This is a genomic window from Pantoea sp. S-LA4, assembly GCF_054482835.1.
The window spans coordinates 3,962,027-3,980,108 of the sequence record NZ_JBTLRC010000002.1 but is presented as its reverse complement, the minus strand read 5'-3'; the positions used below and the strand labels follow the sequence as shown (position 1 = coordinate 3,980,108).

At 55.9% G+C, this 18,082-nt stretch carries 13 protein-coding genes; 5 read left to right on the top strand and 8 right to left on the bottom strand.

The window, feature by feature from the left end:
- Positions 1-98: 98 nt before the first annotated feature.
- Together rho and trxA are read right to left on the bottom strand one after the other, a co-directional pair.
- Positions 99-1,358: a transcription termination factor Rho gene (rho, locus tag ACX3P5_RS19475; RefSeq protein WP_031375060.1), complete on the bottom strand. Its 1,260-nt coding sequence runs from the start codon at positions 1,356-1,358 to the stop codon at positions 99-101.
- A gap of 351 nt (positions 1,359-1,709) precedes the next feature.
- Complete coding sequence (gene trxA / locus ACX3P5_RS19470) at positions 1,710-2,042, bottom strand: thioredoxin TrxA (RefSeq protein ID WP_003851963.1); 333 nt, start codon at positions 2,040-2,042, stop codon at positions 1,710-1,712.
- Positions 2,043-2,159: 117 nt separating this feature from the next.
- Here trxA and rhlB point away from each other — a divergent pair, with 117 nt between their 5' ends.
- Positions 2,160-3,452, top strand: a complete 1,293-nt coding sequence (gene rhlB / locus ACX3P5_RS19465) for an ATP-dependent RNA helicase RhlB (RefSeq protein WP_458969148.1) — start codon at positions 2,160-2,162, stop codon at positions 3,450-3,452.
- Positions 3,453-3,459: 7 nt separating this feature from the next.
- Positions 3,460-4,944 (top strand): guanosine-5'-triphosphate,3'-diphosphate diphosphatase, encoded by a 1,485-nt coding sequence (gene gppA / locus ACX3P5_RS19460; RefSeq protein ID WP_458969147.1) that lies wholly within the window; start codon positions 3,460-3,462, stop codon positions 4,942-4,944.
- 61 nt (positions 4,945-5,005) lie between these two features.
- Here the strand turns inward: gppA and rep are convergent, their stop codons facing one another.
- Positions 5,006-7,027, bottom strand: a complete 2,022-nt coding sequence (rep, locus tag ACX3P5_RS19455) for a DNA helicase Rep (RefSeq protein ID WP_336756935.1) — start codon at positions 7,025-7,027, stop codon at positions 5,006-5,008.
- A 74-nt stretch (positions 7,028-7,101) separates the two neighbouring features.
- Here rep and ppiC point away from each other — a divergent pair, with 74 nt between their 5' ends.
- Positions 7,102-7,383 carry a peptidylprolyl isomerase PpiC gene (gene ppiC / locus ACX3P5_RS19450; RefSeq protein ID WP_010257386.1) on the top strand — a complete coding sequence of 94 codons (282 nt, stop codon included), beginning with the start codon at positions 7,102-7,104 and terminating at the stop codon, positions 7,381-7,383.
- Here ppiC and ACX3P5_RS19445 read toward each other — a convergent pair whose 3' ends face one another.
- Entirely contained in the window at positions 7,384-9,444 is a 2,061-nt protein-coding gene (locus ACX3P5_RS19445) for an AsmA family protein (protein ID WP_458969146.1), read from the bottom strand.
- 63 nt (positions 9,445-9,507) lie between these two features.
- Positions 9,508-10,281 carry a cyclic-guanylate-specific phosphodiesterase gene (gene pdeH / locus ACX3P5_RS19440; protein WP_458969145.1) on the bottom strand — a complete coding sequence of 258 codons (774 nt, stop codon included), beginning with the start codon at positions 10,279-10,281 and terminating at the stop codon, positions 9,508-9,510.
- A 283-nt stretch (positions 10,282-10,564) separates the two neighbouring features.
- Between pdeH and kdgK the strand changes: the two genes are divergently transcribed.
- Together kdgK and ACX3P5_RS19430 are read left to right on the top strand one after the other, a co-directional pair.
- Positions 10,565-11,497, top strand: coding sequence for a 2-dehydro-3-deoxygluconokinase (kdgK, locus tag ACX3P5_RS19435; RefSeq protein ID WP_336756938.1), 933 nt, complete (start codon positions 10,565-10,567; stop codon positions 11,495-11,497).
- Positions 11,498-11,879: 382 nt separating this feature from the next.
- Positions 11,880-12,752, top strand: a complete 873-nt coding sequence (locus ACX3P5_RS19430) for an alpha/beta hydrolase (protein WP_233985678.1) — start codon at positions 11,880-11,882, stop codon at positions 12,750-12,752.
- Here the strand turns inward: ACX3P5_RS19430 and ACX3P5_RS19425 are convergent, their stop codons facing one another.
- From ACX3P5_RS19425 to hmsP, 3 genes are all read right to left on the bottom strand, one after another.
- Positions 12,753-14,249 carry a M16 family metallopeptidase gene (locus ACX3P5_RS19425; RefSeq protein WP_336756940.1) on the bottom strand — a complete coding sequence of 499 codons (1,497 nt, stop codon included), beginning with the start codon at positions 14,247-14,249 and terminating at the stop codon, positions 12,753-12,755.
- A gap of 246 nt (positions 14,250-14,495) precedes the next feature.
- Complete coding sequence (locus tag ACX3P5_RS19420; RefSeq protein ID WP_233985680.1) at positions 14,496-15,785, bottom strand: dicarboxylate/amino acid:cation symporter; 1,290 nt, start codon at positions 15,783-15,785, stop codon at positions 14,496-14,498.
- A gap of 225 nt (positions 15,786-16,010) precedes the next feature.
- Positions 16,011-18,017, bottom strand: coding sequence for a biofilm formation regulator HmsP (gene hmsP / locus ACX3P5_RS19415; RefSeq protein WP_458969144.1), 2,007 nt, complete (start codon positions 18,015-18,017; stop codon positions 16,011-16,013).
- Positions 18,018-18,082 lie beyond the last annotated feature (65 nt).

Sequence of the window (18,082 nt, the reverse complement as noted above, 5' to 3'; positions counted from 1 at the left end):
GAAATGAAAAACGCCACGTTGAGACGTGGCGTAAGGTCGATTTTCTGCGCATTTAGGCTAAAAAAGCCGAATCTGTGGTTCGGCTTTGCAGTATCGGATTAGGAACGCTTCATCATGTCGAAGAATTCGTCGTTGGTTTTGGTCATCGCCAGCTTGTTGATGAGGAACTCCATCGCGTCGATCTCGCCCATTGGGTGAATGATTTTGCGCAGGATCCACATCTTCTGCAGCTCTTCCTGAGAAGTGAGCAGCTCTTCTTTACGCGTACCGGAACGGTTGTAATCGATCGCCGGGAAGACGCGTTTTTCAGCAATTTTACGTGAGAGATGCAGTTCCATGTTACCGGTACCTTTAAACTCTTCGTAAATCACCTCATCCATCTTCGAACCGGTATCAACCAGCGCGGTCGCGATGATGGTCAGGCTGCCGCCCTCTTCCACGTTACGTGCTGCGCCGAAGAAACGCTTAGGACGGTGCAGGGCGTTGGCATCGACACCACCGGTCAGGACTTTACCTGAAGCCGGGACCACGGTGTTATAAGCACGCGCCAGACGGGTGATGGAGTCGAGCAGGATGATCACATCTTTCTTGTGCTCAACCAGACGCTTGGCCTTTTCGATCACCATTTCAGCAACCTGAACGTGGCGCGAAGCAGGCTCATCGAAGGTCGAGGCGATAACTTCGCCTTTCACCAGACGCTGCATCTCGGTCACTTCTTCCGGACGTTCGTCGATCAGCAACACCATCAGGGTGCAATCCGGGTAGTTATACGCCAGGCTCTGCGCGATATTCTGCAGCAGCATGGTTTTACCGGCTTTTGGCGGTGCCACGATCAGACCACGCTGACCACGACCAATCGGTGACGCCAGATCCAGCACACGTGCCGTCAGATCTTCCGTTGAGCCATTACCCCGCTCCATACGCAGACGTTTATTTGCGTGCAGCGGCGTGAGGTTTTCGAACAGAATCTTATTACGCGCATTTTCCGGCTTGTCGTAGTTAACTTCGTTAACTTTCAACAGCGCAAAATAACGTTCACCCTCTTTAGGCGGACGAATTTTGCCAGAGATGGTATCACCTGTGCGGAGGTTAAAACGGCGAATCTGGCTGGGGGAAACGTAGATATCATCAGGACCGGCGAGGTAGGAGCTGTCTCCGGAACGGAGGAATCCAAATCCGTCCTGTAATATCTCCAGCACGCCATCACCAAAGATGTCTTCGCCGCTTTTCGCGTGCTGCTTCAGGATGGAGAAGATAATGTCCTGCTTGCGCATACGAGCCTGGTTTTCCAGCCCCATATTTTCGCCGAGAGTAATCAGCTCAGCAACCGGCGTATTCTTTAATTCGGTAAGATTCATAGTGATGGGTTCTTAAACTCGGGGTAATACTCGAAATGTTTGTCGTGAATGGTATGGCAATTAATCCATGCCGTTAATGGCTCTTTTCGACTCTTCTCGACGATCATCGTCTGGGATGGCGACCTGGAAGCGAGGAGACGGTCGATTGCGATGCCAGAGTTGGAGCTAACCGTCAGATTGCTAAACCGTTCTATCTTTATAAGGTACAGTGCGACAGGGTTTAACAAGGGAAAACTTTAGATGCTAACTACAAGGTAAGTTCGTAATGCAGTGTTGGTAACTTAGCACGCCTGAAAGCGAACGTCCAGCAGCAGGAGATAAATTCACCACTGCCAGACGTTCAGCCCTGAATTACGCCAGGTTGGCGTTCAGGAACTCTTTCAGCTGGCCTTTAGACAGCGCGCCCACTTTGGTCGCGGCGACTTCGCCATTTTTAAACAGCAGCAGCGTCGGGATACCACGAATGCCGTATTTCGGTGCCGTGCCTGGGTTATCATCAATATTCAGCTTAGCGATGGTCAGTTTGCCATCATACTCTTCTGCAACTTCATCAAGGATTGGTGCGATCATTTTGCAAGGACCACACCATTCAGCCCAGAAATCTACCAGTGTAACGCCGTCGGCTTTCAGCACGTCGGTGTCGAAACTGTCATCAGTCAGATGAACGATTTTATCGCTGCTCATGTTTTACTCCACAAGATTATGCCTGGCGAATTGGCGTAATATAAACCAATGTAGGTTGACTTTATTTCATCGGATACGCTTTCGTAAAGCGATAGTAAGCTGATATTCTACCACACTATGAGCAAAACACACTTAACTGAACAGAAGTTTTCCGACTTCGCCCTGCACCCAAAAGTCGTTGAAGCCCTTGATAGTAAAGGCTTTCAATACTGCACGCCGATTCAGGCGTTAGCCCTGCCCTTTACGCTTTCCGGGCGTGATGTTGCAGGCCAGGCGCAAACCGGTACCGGCAAAACGATGGCGTTTCTGACGTCAACGTTTCATCATCTTCTCTCTCATCCTGCGCCTGAAGGTCGTCAGGTTAACCAGCCACGGGCATTAATTCTCGCGCCAACGCGTGAACTTGCCGTGCAGATTCATGCCGATGCAGAACCGTTAACCGCCTCAACCGGCCTGAAACTGGGCCTCGCCTACGGCGGTGATGGCTACGATAAACAGCTGAAAGTGCTGGAGCAAGGCGTCGATATTCTGGTCGGGACCACTGGCCGTCTGATTGATTACGCGAAGCAAAACCACGTTAACCTCGGTGTCATTCAGGTGATGGTGCTGGACGAAGCCGACCGCATGTTCGATCTCGGCTTTATTAAAGACATTCGCTGGCTGTTCCGCCGGATGCCGGCAGCGACCCAGCGTCTCAGCATGCTCTTCTCCGCCACGCTCTCTTATCGGGTGCGTGAACTGGCGTTTGAGCACATGAACAGTGCTGAATATGTTGAAGTGGAACCGGAACAGAAAACCGGCCACCGCATTCAGGAAGAGCTTTTCTATCCGTCTAACGAAGAGAAAATGCGCCTGCTGCAAACCCTGCTGGAAGAAGAGTGGCCTGATCGCGCCATTGTGTTCGCCAACACCAAGCACCGTTGCGAAGATATCTGGGGCCATCTGGCTGCCGATGGTCATCGTGTCGGCCTGCTGACCGGTGATGTCGCTCAGAAGAAGCGCCTGCGCATTCTTGACGACTTCACCAAAGGGGATGTGGATATTCTGGTTGCGACTGACGTTGCCGCCCGGGGCCTGCATATTCCTGCCGTGACGCACGTGTTTAACTACGATCTGCCGGATGATTGCGAAGATTACGTACACCGTATCGGTCGTACCGGTCGTGCGGGCGCCAGCGGACACTCCATCAGCCTGGCCTGTGAAGAGTACGCGCTGAACCTGCCGGCGATTGAAGAGTATATCGGTCACAGCATCCCGGTCAGCAAGTACAACAGCGATGCATTACTGACTGACCTGCCGCCGCCTAAGCGTCTGGCACGCAGCCGTACCGGCAACGGTCCGCGTCGCGGAGGCAACAACGCTAATCGTCGCGGTGCGCCACGCAACAACAACCGTAAACGTTCGGGTTAAGCTCACCATGCTAAGCGCATCGTCACTTTATGCTGCGATTGATTTAGGTTCTAACAGCTTTCATATGTTGGTGGTGCGCGAGGTGTCTGGCAGTATTCAGACCATCGCGAAAATTAAGCGCAAGGTACGCCTTGCGGCCGGTCTGGATAAAAGCAACCATTTGTCAGCTGAGGCGATGACGCGCGGCTGGCAATGCCTCAAACTGTTCTCTGAACAACTGCAGGATATCCCTCTCGATCAGATCCGCGTGGTGGCAACCGCCACGCTGCGTCTGGCAGCGAATGCGCAGGAATTTCTCGATACGGCGCAACAGATTCTCGGCTGTACCATCAACGTCATCAGCGGTGAAGAAGAGGCTCGCCTGATTTATCAGGGCGTGGCGCACACCACCGGCGGTTCCGATCAGCGTCTTGTGGTCGATATCGGCGGCGGCAGCACCGAGCTGGCGACCGGTGATGGTTCGCATGCCACCGTGTTATTCAGCCTGTCGATGGGCTGCGTGACCTGGCTGGAGCGCTTCTTTAGCGATCGTCACCTGGCGAAGGAGAACTTTGACCAGGCGGAACAGGCGGCGCGCGAGATGATCCGGCCGATTGCCGCGCAACTGCGTGAGCAGGGCTGGCAGGCCTGTGTCGGCGCGTCGGGTACGGTGCAGGCGCTGCAGGAGATTATGGTGGCGCAGGGGATGGACGAGCGCATTACCCTGAATAAACTGCAGCAGCTGAAGCAGCGCGCTATTCAGTGCGGTAAGCTGGAAGAGCTGGAAATTGAAGGGCTGACGCTGGAACGGGCGCTGGTGTTTCCCAGCGGCCTGTCGATTCTGATCGCCATCTTTCAGGAACTCGCTATTGATAGCATGACGCTGGCGGGCGGCGCGCTGCGTGAAGGGCTGGTTTACGGCATGCTGCACCTGCCGATCGACCGCGATATCCGCACCCGCACGCTACAGAACGTCCAGCGTCGTTTTAGCATCGACGTAGAGCAAGCCGATCGGGTCCGCCAGCTGGCAGAACGTTTTTTCCGTCAGGTCTCTACCCTGTGGAAGCTGGATCAGCGCTGCCGTGACCTGCTGCTCAGCGCCTGCGCCATTCATGAGATTGGCCTGAGCGTCGACTTCCGCCATGCGCCGCAGCACGCCGCTTATCTGGTCCGTCACCTCGATCTGCCCGGCTTTACCCCGGCGCAGAAGAAATTGCTGGCCTGTCTGCTGCAGAATCAGAGCGGCAGTATCGACCTGGCGTTACTGGCGCAGCAGAATGCCCTGCCGCCGCGTCTGGCGGAACGGATGTGCCGTCTGCTGCGTCTGGCGATCATCTTCTCCAGCCGCCGTCGCGACGACACCCTGCCGGCAGTCCGGCTGCAGGCTGACGATGACGCGCTGCATCTGACTTTACCTGATGGCTGGCTGGAGGCGCATCCGCTGCGCAGCGAGCTGCTGGAGCAGGAGAGCCATTATCAGTCCTATGTGCACTGGTTACTGACCCTGTCGTAACCGGCACCCGTTAAGGCAGCCTGAGGCGCGCTGTCGTCGCCTCATCCTCTCTTCCACCGGCTTAGCCTTTCTTCGCCTTATCCAGCATCGCGCGCAGGCCCGCAACCCGACTCTGTCCGGTTTTCATCCGCTCTTCGGCACTCACCACTTTGCGCTCCGTCTCCCACTGCAGATCGTCCTGCGGCAGTTCCAGCAGAAAACGGCTCGGCTCCGGTCGCACCAGTTCGCCATACTGCCGACGTTCACGGCAGAGGGTAAAGGTCAGCTCTTTCTGCGCCCGCGTGATGCCGACGTAAGCGAGACGCCGCTCCTCTTCGATATTGTTCTCATCGATGCTGCTCTGATGCGGCAACAGTCCCTCTTCCATCCCCACCAGAAACACATAGGGGAATTCCAGGCCTTTAGACGCATGCAGCGTCATTAACTGCACCTGATCAAGCTCTTCGTCGCTTTCCCCGCGCTCCATCATGTCGCGCAGGGTAAAGCGCGTGACCACCTGCGCCAGGGTCATCGGCTCATCCAGATCGCTGCCTTCCAGCATCTCCGTCATCCACTGAAACAGCGTGTTGACGTTCTTCATCCGCATCTCTGCCGCTTTCGGACTGCCGGAGGTTTCGAACAGCCAGCTTTCATAGTCGATACCGCGAATCAGGTCGCGTACCGCATTCACCGGCTCGCGTTCGGTCAGCTGGATAATCTCGTTCAGCCAGTGGGTGAAGCGTTGCAGATGTTCCAGTCCGCGTCCGCCCAGCGTCTGACCCAGACCGACATCAAAGCTGGCGTTAAACAGGCTCTTGTTGCGCAGGTTGGCCCATTCGCCCAGTTTTTGCAGCGTCGCCGGGCCAATCTCGCGGCGCGGCGTATTGACGATGCGCAAAAAGGCGCTGTCATCGTCGGGATTGGTCAGCACACGCAGATAGGCCAGCAGATCTTTGATCTCCGGGCGTGAGAAGAACGAGGTACCGCCCGAGATGCGATAGGGAATACGGTTCTGCATCAGAAACTTTTCAAACACCCGCGACTGATGGTTGCCGCGGTAGAGAATGGCGTAGTCTTTATACTGCGTCTTGTTGATAAAATGGTGGGCAATCAGTTCGCCGGTCACCCGCTCCGCCTCGTGCTCTTCACTGTTGGCGGTGACCACCTTCAGTTCACTGCCCAGACCCAGTTCAGAGAACAAGCGTTTTTCAAATACGTGCGGATTATTGGCGATCAGGATATTTGCCGCTTTCAGGATGCGCTGGGAGGAACGGTAATTCTGCTCCAGTTTCACCACCTCCAGCGCCGGAAAATCTTCTTTCAGCAGCACCAGGTTTTGTGGCCGTGCCCCGCGCCATGAGTAGATCGACTGATCGTCGTCGCCCACCACGGTAAAGCGCGCCCGCGCCCCAACCAGCAGCTTCACCAGCTCGTACTGACTGGTGTTGGTGTCCTGATACTCATCCACCAGCAGATAGCGAATGCGCTGCTGCCAGCGCTCACGCACCTCCTGATTACGCTGCAACAGCAGCGTCGGCAGCAGGATCAGATCGTCAAAATCGAGCACGTTACATGACTTGAGATGCTGGTCGTAAAGGGCGTAGCAGTGGGCAAAAATTTTATCGCGCTCTGAACTCGCCCGTGCCGCTGCGTGCGGCGGATCGACCAGATCGTTTTTCCAGTTCGAGAGGGTCGAGATCAGCTGCTGCAACAGAGTTTTATCCTCTTCCAGCCACTCTTTCGTCAGCTCTTTCAGCAATCCGAGCTGGTCCTGGTCATCAAACAGCGAAAAGTTGGACTTCATGCCCAGCGCCGCCGTTTCACGCTTGATGATCTCCAGCCCCAAAGTATGGAAAGTGGAGATCATCAGGCCGCGCGCCTCTTTGCGGCCCAGCGTCTGCGCCACACGCTCTTTCATCTCACGAGACGCTTTATTGGTGAAGGTGACCGCGGCGATATGGCGCGCCTGATAGCCACACTCCCGAATCAGATGGGCGATTTTATTGGTGATTACGCGGGTTTTGCCCGATCCCGCGCCCGCCAGCACCAGACAGGGACCGGTAACAAATTCGACGGCGCGTTGTTGGCTGGGGTTTAAACGCATAGGAAAATCGCTCAGTTGAATCAAAAGAAAGGGGTTTATACTGGGCGGCAATTATACACAACCGAGATAGCAACATGGCGAAAACCGCGGCGGCTTTACACATCCTGGTGAAAGAGGAAGCACTGGCAAAAGAGATTCTGGCGAAACTGGCAAAAGGCGGGAATTTCCAGCAGCTGGCAAAGAAGCACTCAACCTGTCCCTCCGGCCGTAACGGCGGCGATCTGGGGGAATTTCGCCAGGGACAGATGGTGCCGGCGTTTGATAAGGCGGTCTTTACCTGCCCGCTGTTAACGCCATACGGGCCGGTAAAGACCGGTTTCGGTTATCACATTATCAAAGTGCTCTATCGCAACTAATTACTTCTTCTGCTTCATCTGCTGCAGGACGGTGCTGCACTGGTTGTCTTCGTTATCACTTGGAGAGATCAGTGCCAGCAGCGCCGCTGCCGGACCCACGACCGCGCCCAGCGCCACGGCAGCGGCACCCCGTGCCAGCAACGGCCCCGTTTTCACGCCCGCATCCGGATTTTTAAAGGTGCCACGCACGTAGAGCGGGGAGCGCAGCGTCACGATGCGGATGCCTTTACTCTCCGGATTCACCGAAAGATCCAGCCGCTCACTGGCGAAGTTTGCATTGCCTGACACATTGATAATCGCGTTCTCGGTATCAAACACAAACAGGTTAGGCGTCGCCACACCATTCTGCAGTTTGAGATCGGTGGCGGCGCAGTTGATGCGCACCTGATCATCACCAAACAGCTTGCCCACCACATAGTTACCAACGTTGAGTCCGGCAATTTCCATCAGGCTGCGGCTAATCAGCCCATCATTCATCAGCAGTTTGAGCTGCCCGTTACTGGTCGCCAGCAGATCGGCCACTGAGTTACCGGTGCCGGTAAAGCTGGCATCGCCATTGAGCTGGCCACGGCTGTTCTTCATCGCCTCGACATTCGGGAAGAGCTGACGCAGCTGCAGCTTACGTATATGAAGGTCAACCCGACCGCGCATCGGCGAGTGATCCCCCTCCAGCCGGATGGTGCTGTTGAGCGCACCGCCCGCCACACCAAAGCGCAACGGGTCCAGCAGCAGATCGCCGTTTTTCAGCTGCAAATGGGTATAAAGATCGCTTAACGGCAGCGAATTGCTGTGTTCGATACGTTTACCGCTGAACTTCACGTCGGCATCCATCACGTCCCAGTTTTTGGTATCAAACTGGTCATGTGGCAATACCCGATCGGCGGGCTGGCTCGATTTCTCTCCGCGCCGGGCTTTTGCCTGCGCGGTTTTGTCGCTGCCTTTGCCGGAATCGACGCCAATCAGCGGACCCAGATCCGCCATCCGCAGCTGGTCTGAAGTCAGTTCACCGCTGAGTCTCGGCCGCGGTTTGCCCTGGCTATAGATCAGCGAACCGTGAATATCGCTGTCACCAATGTGGCCGTTGAATTTTTCATAGCGGTAGACCGCGCCTTTCTCACCACTGAACTTCGCGATCAGGTGACCGTCCGTTTCATACGGAGGAGTGTCAGGCAACAACACGCCGGTCAGCCCGTACAGATTCGCCAGTGTGTCACCCGAGAAGCGCAGCCGCACGTTGAGTCCGCCGAGGTTCATCGGGTCCTGAACTCCGCCGGTGACCTGGACCCGCGTGCTGCCGTTACGCAGGTCAGCCTGCACCGGGAACGGTGTGTTCTGACTGCGCAGCGACAGCATCCCGCCTATTTTGCCCTGACCACTGAGTTTCTCGTCGTTATAGGTGCCGTTCGCCTGCCAGCCGAAAACAAAATCGCCCGCGCCCTGCTGCTTATCATCTCCGCCAGCGATCTGCGCGTAAGGCACCGGTTTACCCAGCGGGTTAACCTGTACCGTTACATCGGCGTGGTTGATGGCATCGCGATAGCGGATCTGGCCCTGATCGAACAGGATGTTATCGAGACGGAATGACCAGGCGGAAGGCGCCGCATTCTGATCTTTGCTGTCGCTGTTAGCGAGGTTAAAGGTCCAGTTATTTTTCTTATCCGCGGTCTGAATCAGACGCGCATCGGGTCGCTGCAACTTAATCCACGGAATGAACAGCTCTTTATGCAGCAGCGACAGCGGTGACAAGGTGGCATCGACCCGCTGCAGATGTACCATGGTGACGTCAGCAATATCAGGCGGATTACCCAGCATGATATCTTCCGCATGGATCTGCGGCCACGGTATCCAGCGTCGCCAGCCCGGTTCCTGCGGATTGCGCGCCCAGTTAACGCCCAGATCGCCGCGTATTGCAAAGGGCCGATTGAGTTCGGTTGAGACTTTCTGATTGATGGTGGGTTTCAGGCGATTCCAGTCAAAGGTGGCGATCACCACGATGATGACCACGATTAACAACAGCAGAATCCCTACTACCCAACTGACTATTTTCCCGGTACGCGACATTGCGCTTTCTCCTTGCACGTTCACTGTCTCCGTTAAAGATAGTCGAGACCGTGAGCAACGGCGTCAGGGAAGCTGGATAGTGAGATGATTCAATTCAGAAAAGGGAAGCGGGCGCGAAAAGAAATAGCCTTGAGCGGCGATGGCGGGTGAGCGTCTGACCTGCTGCCACTCCTCTTCCGTCTCCACGCCTTCAACGATGACGCCATTACAGTAACGGTTGATCAACGCCAGCAGCATCGAAAACAGGCTGCGTCCTTCGTCGGAATTGCGCAGCAGGATAAACAGTTCACGCGACAGTTTAATGTAGTCATATTTCAGTTCGGTCAGCGCCGAGAAATTGGCCATGCCAGAGCCAAAATCATCCAGCCACAGCGGCCCCAGCTCCGGCATCTGCGCCACCATCTCTTCCTGCGGCAGCACATGATGCTCTGTGAGTTCAAAGCGTACCCAGGGCAGACGAGCAATCAGGCTGCGGATCGCCGGATGATGCTGCAGCGCTAACAGAGACGGACCATCAATGTTGACCGAAGCGACCACCCCATGTTGTTCGAAAAAGGGTGTCCACTGCATTAGCAGTTCGAGTTGTTCATGCACCACATGCAGCCGCTGGGGGATATCCAGCCCGGCAAAATAGGCTTCCGGCGACAGGCTTTTTTCAGGTGCCAACGGATGCGTAATTGCCGTCAGCAGCTCGATTGCCAGCAACCGTCCCGTCACCTGATAAATCGGCTGGAAGCGATAGCATCGTTGGCACTGGTGCCAGAAATGGGGTATTTCCGGTTGGGCGTTGAGGTCAGTTGAAGATGGTAGCCATTGACGAATACTCTCCATCACCATGGTGTTTTCCTGGTTGGTAACGAGCGCTCAAAATGGGCGACTCAACGGTGATTATCGACCATGCCTGTGATCGCTTGATGAAATGTCCAGCCACATCAAAGCGGGAAGTCTAACAACCTTTGAGCTGACACAATCGCCAAAACAAGCCGAACATAGCGCGCTTTATCTGCCAGATCGGTGCTATTCGTCACCTTAAGTTAAATTAAAACACCGTTTTAAAAGCATTGACGTCTGCCATACCAGACGCGAGACTAGGGCGATATTTCACTACAGGTCTAAAACCATGACGCAGAAAAAAATTGCCATTATTGGTGAATGCATGATTGAGCTGTCCGAAAAAGGTGAGAACATTAAACGCGGCTTTGGCGGTGATACGCTGAATACTGCGGTCTACATCGCCCGTCAGGTGGATCAGCAGCAGCTTCGGGTCGATTATGTTACCGCGCTGGGTGTTGACTCGTTCAGCGATCAGATGATCGCCGCCTGGCAGCAGGAAAAGGTCAATACCGATCTGATCCAGCGTCTCGACAATAAAATGCCTGGCCTGTATGTGATTGAAACCGACGCTGAGGGTGAGCGCACCTTCTGGTACTGGCGCAGCGATGCCGCCGCCCGTTACTGGCTTGACAGTCCTCAGTCAGAAGCGATCTGTCAGCAGCTGGCGCACTATGACTATCTCTATCTGAGCGGGATCAGCCTGGCTATTTTAGCCCCAGCCAGCCGCGATAAACTGATGCAGCTGCTGGATCGCTGTCGCGCCAATGGCGGTAAGGTGATATTTGATAACAACTATCGTCCGCGCTTATGGGCCGATCAGGCCAGCGCCCAGGCCGCTTACCGCGCCATGCTCAACCGCACCGATATCGCTTTTCTGACGCTGGATGATGAACATCTGCTGTGGGGCGAACAGCCGCTGGAGGCGGTAATTGCGCGCACGCGTCAGGCCGGTGCCAGCGAAATTGTGATCAAACGCGGCGCAGAATCCTGCCTGGTTGCCATCGGCGACGATCCCCTGATTGATGTGCCAGCGGTCCGTCTGGCAAAAGAGAAGATCATCGACACCACCGCCGCTGGCGACTCGTTCAGTGCCGGTTATCTGGCACGCCGTCTGACCGGTGCTTCAGCAGAAGCGGCGGCACAGCGCGGTCACCTCACCGCCAGCACGGTGATTCAGCATCGCGGCGCGATTATCCCGGCCGGGGCGATGCCCGACTAAACGACGGCTGCGGGCCGGTTATTACAACCACGGATAACCCGCCCGACGCATTATTCCTTCTTAACAGCCCGCAGCGAAATATCCGGTAAATTTCAGCTAACAAAGCGGGCTGTATCGACCATTTACCTTAAACAAATAAATCATCGTTAATCGCCGGCCCCGCACCGCTAGCGCCTCCAGAACATCTTATAAATTATGTTTTAAAATTAGTGAGTTACTCTCAAAATCCCGCCACCAGGCATAGTCCGAATCTGGTCATTTTTGTCGTTTTCGGATGGACGTCCGCCGGAAAAAAGACCATCTTTTAATCAACAACAGCAGGACGCTGTGCTCTCCGGCCGCGAAAAAAACAATTAAAACACTCCTCGCATCAGGACATGTTATGCACACAGAAATTATTAATATCTGGCCTCAAGGTGATGCGCCAGGCGCCAGCGATTCACGCGCGCAGCCACAAATCATCGATATGGCGAAACAGTATGAGCCTTACGATCGGGCCGCCACTGGCGTACGCTGCCCGGAAATGGCGATCTGGTATCCGGTAGAGTCGAATGGCATTACCCTGCTGGTCGCGCCGGGCGGCGGTTATCATCGCGTGATGATCGACCGCGAAGGAAGCGCGCTGGCGACCTTCTTCACCTCAATGGGCTACACCCTGGCGGTGATGACCTACCGGCTGCCTTATGATGGTCATCACGAAGGTCCCGATGCGCCGCTGGCCGATGCCCAGCGCGCGGTGCGGGTGCTGCGTGAACGGGCGCAGCGCGGGCTCAACGGCAAATATATCGTGATGATGGGCTTTTCAGCGGGTGGTCACGTCGCCGCCAGCCTGGGTACCCGTTTCGCCGAGAAGCTCTATCCGGTGCAGGATGGTGCTGAAAACTTCTCGCCGCGTCCGGATGCGATGGTGCTGGTCTATCCGGTAATCAGCATGCGGGACGGCATGGCGCATGAAGGTTCACGCACCCGCTTGCTCGGCGCGTGGCCGGATCAAAAAACCATTGAAGCCTATTCACTGGAAACGCGGGTACACCCGCTGGTGCCACCGACGCTGTTGATTCACGCTGCCGACGACGAATCGGTTTCGGTGAACCATAGCATGGCGTTTTTCGGCGCGTTACGGCAGCACAATGTCCCGGCAGAAGTGCATTTCTATCAGAAGGGCGGCCACGGATTTGGAATCCGCGGCGTGGCAGATTTGCCCCTCGCCAGCTGGCCGATGTTAGTGACCGAGTGGCTCAGGGCGAAAACCTGATTATGCGGCTGGCGGCTGGATGTCGCTGGCGCTGCTGTCCGGCTGGCTGGCATCGTTGCCGGTCGCCGGCGCCACAGGCGGTGCCATCACCTTTTCCCACTCACTTTGCAGGCTTTTGACGTTGGTTTCGGCTTCGCCTTCCGGCTGAATCAGCACCATCATCAGCTCCTGGCTCAGTTGCTGACGCAGCTCCTGATTCAGCTGTTCACGGGTCAGACCGGCAAGAAAGGTCTGACGCAGTTTCTGGTACTGCTCCGGCGCGATATCCACCACCGAGTTCCGCTGCGAGCGCAGTCGCTGGCTCATCAACACGTCGGTATCGGTGCGGGCATAGGTGGTGAACAGCTTATTCAGCTCCAGCAGCTTCTGCGCCATCAGCGCATCAAACTCCTCCTGCGGTAAACCTTTGTCGCGGACTGCCGCCAGTTCACGCGCCACCAGATTCATGTTCTGCGCCAGCGTCTCATTGCGTGCATCGAGATTGATTGAGCATTGCGCACGCTGGTAAAGCACGCGGCAGTCAAAACCGACCTGCACGCCCTGCGCTTTGCTGTCGCTCAGCGTGCGCTGCACATGCCAGAACAGCGCTTCACGCGCCAGATCGCCCTGCCAGTAACGCTGCAGGTTCTGGGAGTCGCGAATCGGTTGCCACGGCGTATCCCACACCAGCGACAGGCGATCCTGCGTCATTTTGCCGCTGACCAGGTTAACCGGCTCGTGCGGCAGCGGCGATAAGGTTGGCAGCGGCGCAGGGGTTTCACGTTTGCCGGTCAACGGCGAAAACGCTTTGTTGATCTGCTCGGAGAGGCTACGGCTTTCGACATTACCCACCACGTACAGCGTCATCGCATCAGGGGTATACCACTGACGGTAAAAATCATTCAGCTGGGTTAAATCGACCGGGGCACGCGGTTGCGCTGCGGGATCGTGCGCCAGTAATGCCGAACCTTTCAGACGATAGCGCCACCAGACATCCTGGGTATCTTTCGGCCAGGTGGCGACCGGATCGGATGCGGACAGGGCGGTATTCACCACCTGCTCGGTAATCGCCATGTTGCCTGCGGTGGCCGCCAGCCAGTTCAGGGCTTCTTTCAGCAGTTCGGGGCGATTGTTGGGCAGGCTGAGGTTGTATTGCGTGAAGTCATAGGAGGCGATAACGGGCGGCAGCGGATGCTGGGGGTCCATCGCCTGTTGCCATAACGCCCGCTGCTGGTTGGTGTCGAGCGCGGTGTTATGCACCATCGCCAGACGTGGCAGCAGATGGCTGAAGCCCGCCTGTTGCGCACTTTCGACCAGCGAGCCGGTATTCACCACCATACGCAGTTCGATGCGGTCACTGGGACGTTGCGGTGTGGCCAGTAACTGCCAGTTAAATCCGTTATCCAGCTTGCCTTCCTGCCAGGCCGGATCCGGTTGCAGCGTTTCTGCCTGGAGACCATAGCTGGTGGCTGCCAGCACTAATCCACCAACCAAAAGCCGAATTCTGGTGCCCTGCATGTGAACCCCTACTCAAATAATTCAAATATCGTTATCGCTGGCACGTTTTGCCGCTGTTATTAGCGAACCGGCTGGACGCCGAATCGCGCTGTTATCCAATAACAGAGTGTTTGACCACAGGAAGCTCAGGATGTCGCGCAACGAAGTGAAAAACGTCAAAAAAACAAGTAGGGTTTATTATCCAAATGCCCGCTGTCAGGGCAAGCGACAGCGGGCATTTGTCGGGATTTAAGTGAAAATCAATGATTAAACGGAAGGTTCAGACGCTTTTTTCGCCTTATTCCGGCCAGCAAGCGTGTCATTCAGCTGTTTTTGATCCAGCTGGTCGACCCATTTTGCCACTACCACGGTCGCCACACCGTTACCCACCAGATTGGTCAGCGCACGGGCTTCAGACATAAAGCGGTCGATACCCAGAATCAGCGCAAGACCGGCCACCGGCAGATGTCCCACCGCGGAGAGCGTTGCCGCCAGCACGATGAATCCGCTGCCCGTCACCCCGGCAGCCCCTTTCGAGGAGAGCAACAGCACCACCAGCAGCGTGATCTGATGGAAGATATCCATGTGCGCATTGGTGGCCTGGGCGATAAACACCGCCGCCATGGTCAGGTAGATCGAGGTCCCGTCCAGGTTGAAGGAGTAACCGGTCGGTATCACCAGTCCCACCACCGATTTCTTGCAGCCGAGCCGCTCCATCTTATCCAGCATACGCGGCAGCGCAGACTCGGAAGAGGAGGTGCCCAGTACGATCAGCAGCTCTTCTTTGATGTACGCGATAAATTTGAAGATGCTGAAACCGGCAAACAGACGCGCAATCAGCCCCAGCACAATCACCACGAACAGAATACAGGTGATGTAGAAGCAGATAATCAGCTGGCCGAGCTGCACCAGCGAACCCACGCCATACTTACCGATAGTGAACGCCATGGCACCAAAGGCCCCGATAGGCGCCAGCCGCATGATCATATTGATAATGCCGAAAATGACTTTCGAGAAGTTTTCAATCACGTTGAAAATCAGCGTGCCGGTGTTGCCGAGGCGATGCAGTGCGAAACCAAACAGAATGGCGAACAGCAGCACCTGCAGAATGTTACCGCTGGCAAAAGCACCGATCACGCTGTTAGGGATCACATCCAGCAGGAAGGCCACAACGCCCTGCTGTTCCGCCTGCTGCGCATACATGGCCACCGCTTTGGCATCCAGCGTCGCCGGATCGACGTTCATCCCGGCACCCGGCTGCACCACGTTGACCACCACCAGACCGATAATCAGCGCGATAGTACTGACAATTTCAAAATAGAGCAGCGCCACCGCACCGGTGCGGCCGACCGCTTTCATACTTTCCATCCCGGCAATGCCGGTCACCACGGTACAGAAAATCACCGGGGCGATAATCATCTTGATCAATTTAACAAAGCCATCTCCCAACGGCTTCATCTGGGTCCCGAGTTCCGGATAAAAATGGCCTAACAAAACGCCGATGCCAATCGCCATCAGCACCTGGAAATAGAGGCTTTTAAAAAGTGAGGTTTTCATAAACAGGTGTCCACTAACGCCGTGAGGTGATGTTGTCGGATTCGTTATTGTGACTGACGGGCAACACAGGCGGCGCCTGACAGTAACCCGAAAATAACACTCTGTTTACGTGATTAATACAGGCTGACAAACCAGCGGGAAATGATACCGACGTAATTCTGAACTGAAACGCTTCAGCATGGGGTTTTGTAACTAAAATTCTCGCAAAATCAATGAATCAGGCAATTATTCCGTCATTGAGGGTTTTTCAATCCATGCCTGATTGAATCGCGCTACCGGCAGCGCTTCAGCATAAAGGTAACCCTGACCGATGTAGATACCGCGCGCCAGCAGCCAGTCGCGCTGCTCAGCGGTTTCGACCCCTTCAGCAATCACGTCCAGGTGAATAATGTCAGCGATCGCTGCCACGATGCGCACCATGGTGTCATCAACGGGCAGCGCCGCCACAAAGCTGCGATCCATCTTGAGCTTATTGACCGGCAGAGCTTTTAACTGATGCAGCGAATTGAGGTTGGAATAGCCCATGCCAAAATCATCCAGCGCCACCGCGACGCCGGTTTGTTGCAACATCCGCAGCAGCGAGATCGCCTGCTCGGCATCACCGATATGGGCGGTTTCCGTCATCTCCAGCACAAAGGTGCCGGGCGCAATCTGATGGCGCGTCAGCAGCGCCTGCAGATGGGAGACCATCGCGGTATCGCGCAGCTGAACGGCAGAAATATTGACGCTAAGCGGCAGCATGATGCCCTGTCGCTGCCAGCCTGCCAGAATCCGGCACGCCTCTTCAAATACCCAGCGGCCAATCGCGGTAATGACGCCAATCTCCTCCGCGCTGGCGATAAACTCTTCCGTCAGGCCAAAACTGCCGTCCGGCTGACGCATACGCAGCAGCGCTTCCGCGCCAGCCAGCTCGCCGGTTCGCATATCAATCTGCGGCTGCAGGTAGAGCGCGAACTGATCGTCATGCAGCCCCTGCAAAATATCGTGTTCCTGGGTCAGGCGTTTCTGTGCCCGCTCGGTTAATGCCGCATCGAAGAACAGAATCTGATTTTTCCCCTGATGACGCGCCGACATCATGGCGGAGGTCGCGCGATCGAGCAGCTCATTGGCGCTCAGCGGCTGGTCGTCGCGCAGCGCCAGCCCGATGCTGGCGTTAGGTCGCAGCTGCAACTGATGCAGATTGACCGGCTGGTTAAGCCGAATCATCAGGTTGCGCGCCAGCCGCAGCGCGCGGAATGGATTACTGGCGCGCTTCATCAGCAGCACGAAATCGCTGGTGCCGGTCTGAGCCAGCAGCGTGTGGTCATCCAGCGTGCTGCGGATCTTCTCGACCAGGGTCAGCATCAGCGTGTCACGCTGCTCATCACTCAGCACGCCGTTGGCTTCCTGCAGGGTCTCAATACGGATCACCATCAGGCCGAGTGGCTGGTCAGGGTTGCACATATACTGATCGACCAGCGCCAGAAACAGCGCCCGGTTGGGCAGGTCGGTGACGTCAAAATGGGTGGTCAGCCGGCTCATCTCATCGTGTACCGATTCCAGCACCTGCTGATTACGATTGTAACTGCGGATCAGCATGCCAATCTCATCGTCGCGATGGCTCGGCGGCAGCGTCAGTTTGTGGGTCAGAATCGACTGTGGCGGCAGCTCCTGCAGTTCACGCGAGATATTACGCAGCGGATGCACCACCAGCCGGTTAATGCACCAGCTGATCGCTACCGACAGAATCAGCGCCAGCAACAGATAGGTGGTGATCATGGTCGACAGAGTACTGAGGATGAACTGGTAAACGCGGGTCGAGTTAGCCTGCAGCACCAGATAGGCGAGAGGTTTCGGCAGGCCGGTATTCTCGACCGAGTAGAGCGGCAGCGTTATCTGCACCGGCAGCTCAAACAGGCGCGCCACCAGCCGCGGCACCGGTTTTTCGTTTTCAAAGTCAGCGTGCAGCGCCTGGAAGGCGTTGGGCAGCACCACATCGGCACGCGATAAAATCCCGGCGGGCTTCAGTGAGTGAAGAATGCGTTCGGCCTGCGGAATATCGGCTCTCAGTACCGCTTCCGAGAGCGGCTGACGCACGGTATGAGCGATATTCTCCATCTGCTGGGCGTAGTCAATCCTGCGCTGCTGCACAAAATGAAACAGTTGGATGACGATAAAGATGCTGATGGTGATAACCGCAACCAGCGAAACCGTCGCCATCTGCTTTATCGTAAGTGACCGGCTTACCCGCAAAAATTCTCTCCTGACGATGAAAAAAGCCCAGATAGCAGACAGTACAATGCCCGCCAGTATATCCC

Coding starts and splice junctions, on each gene's coding strand:
- ACX3P5_RS19420 (WP_233985680.1), bottom strand. CDS start 15,785: ATGAAAACCTCACTTTTTAAAAGCCTCTATTTCCAGGTGCTGATGGCG.
- ACX3P5_RS19445 (WP_458969146.1), bottom strand. CDS start 9,444: ATGTCGCGTACCGGGAAAATAGTCAGTTGGGTAGTAGGGATTCTGCTG.
- rep (WP_336756935.1), bottom strand. CDS start 7,027: ATGCGTTTAAACCCCAGCCAACAACGCGCCGTCGAATTTGTTACCGGT.
- rho (WP_031375060.1), bottom strand. CDS start 1,358: ATGAATCTTACCGAATTAAAGAATACGCCGGTTGCTGAGCTGATTACT.
- rhlB (WP_458969148.1), top strand. CDS start 2,160: ATGAGCAAAACACACTTAACTGAACAGAAGTTTTCCGACTTCGCCCTG.
- pdeH (WP_458969145.1), bottom strand. CDS start 10,281: ATGGTGATGGAGAGTATTCGTCAATGGCTACCATCTTCAACTGACCTC.
- ACX3P5_RS19425 (WP_336756940.1), bottom strand. CDS start 14,249: ATGCAGGGCACCAGAATTCGGCTTTTGGTTGGTGGATTAGTGCTGGCA.
- gppA (WP_458969147.1), top strand. CDS start 3,460: ATGCTAAGCGCATCGTCACTTTATGCTGCGATTGATTTAGGTTCTAAC.
- ppiC (WP_010257386.1), top strand. CDS start 7,102: ATGGCGAAAACCGCGGCGGCTTTACACATCCTGGTGAAAGAGGAAGCA.
- ACX3P5_RS19430 (WP_233985678.1), top strand. CDS start 11,880: ATGCACACAGAAATTATTAATATCTGGCCTCAAGGTGATGCGCCAGGC.
- trxA (WP_003851963.1), bottom strand. CDS start 2,042: ATGAGCAGCGATAAAATCGTTCATCTGACTGATGACAGTTTCGACACC.
- kdgK (WP_336756938.1), top strand. CDS start 10,565: ATGACGCAGAAAAAAATTGCCATTATTGGTGAATGCATGATTGAGCTG.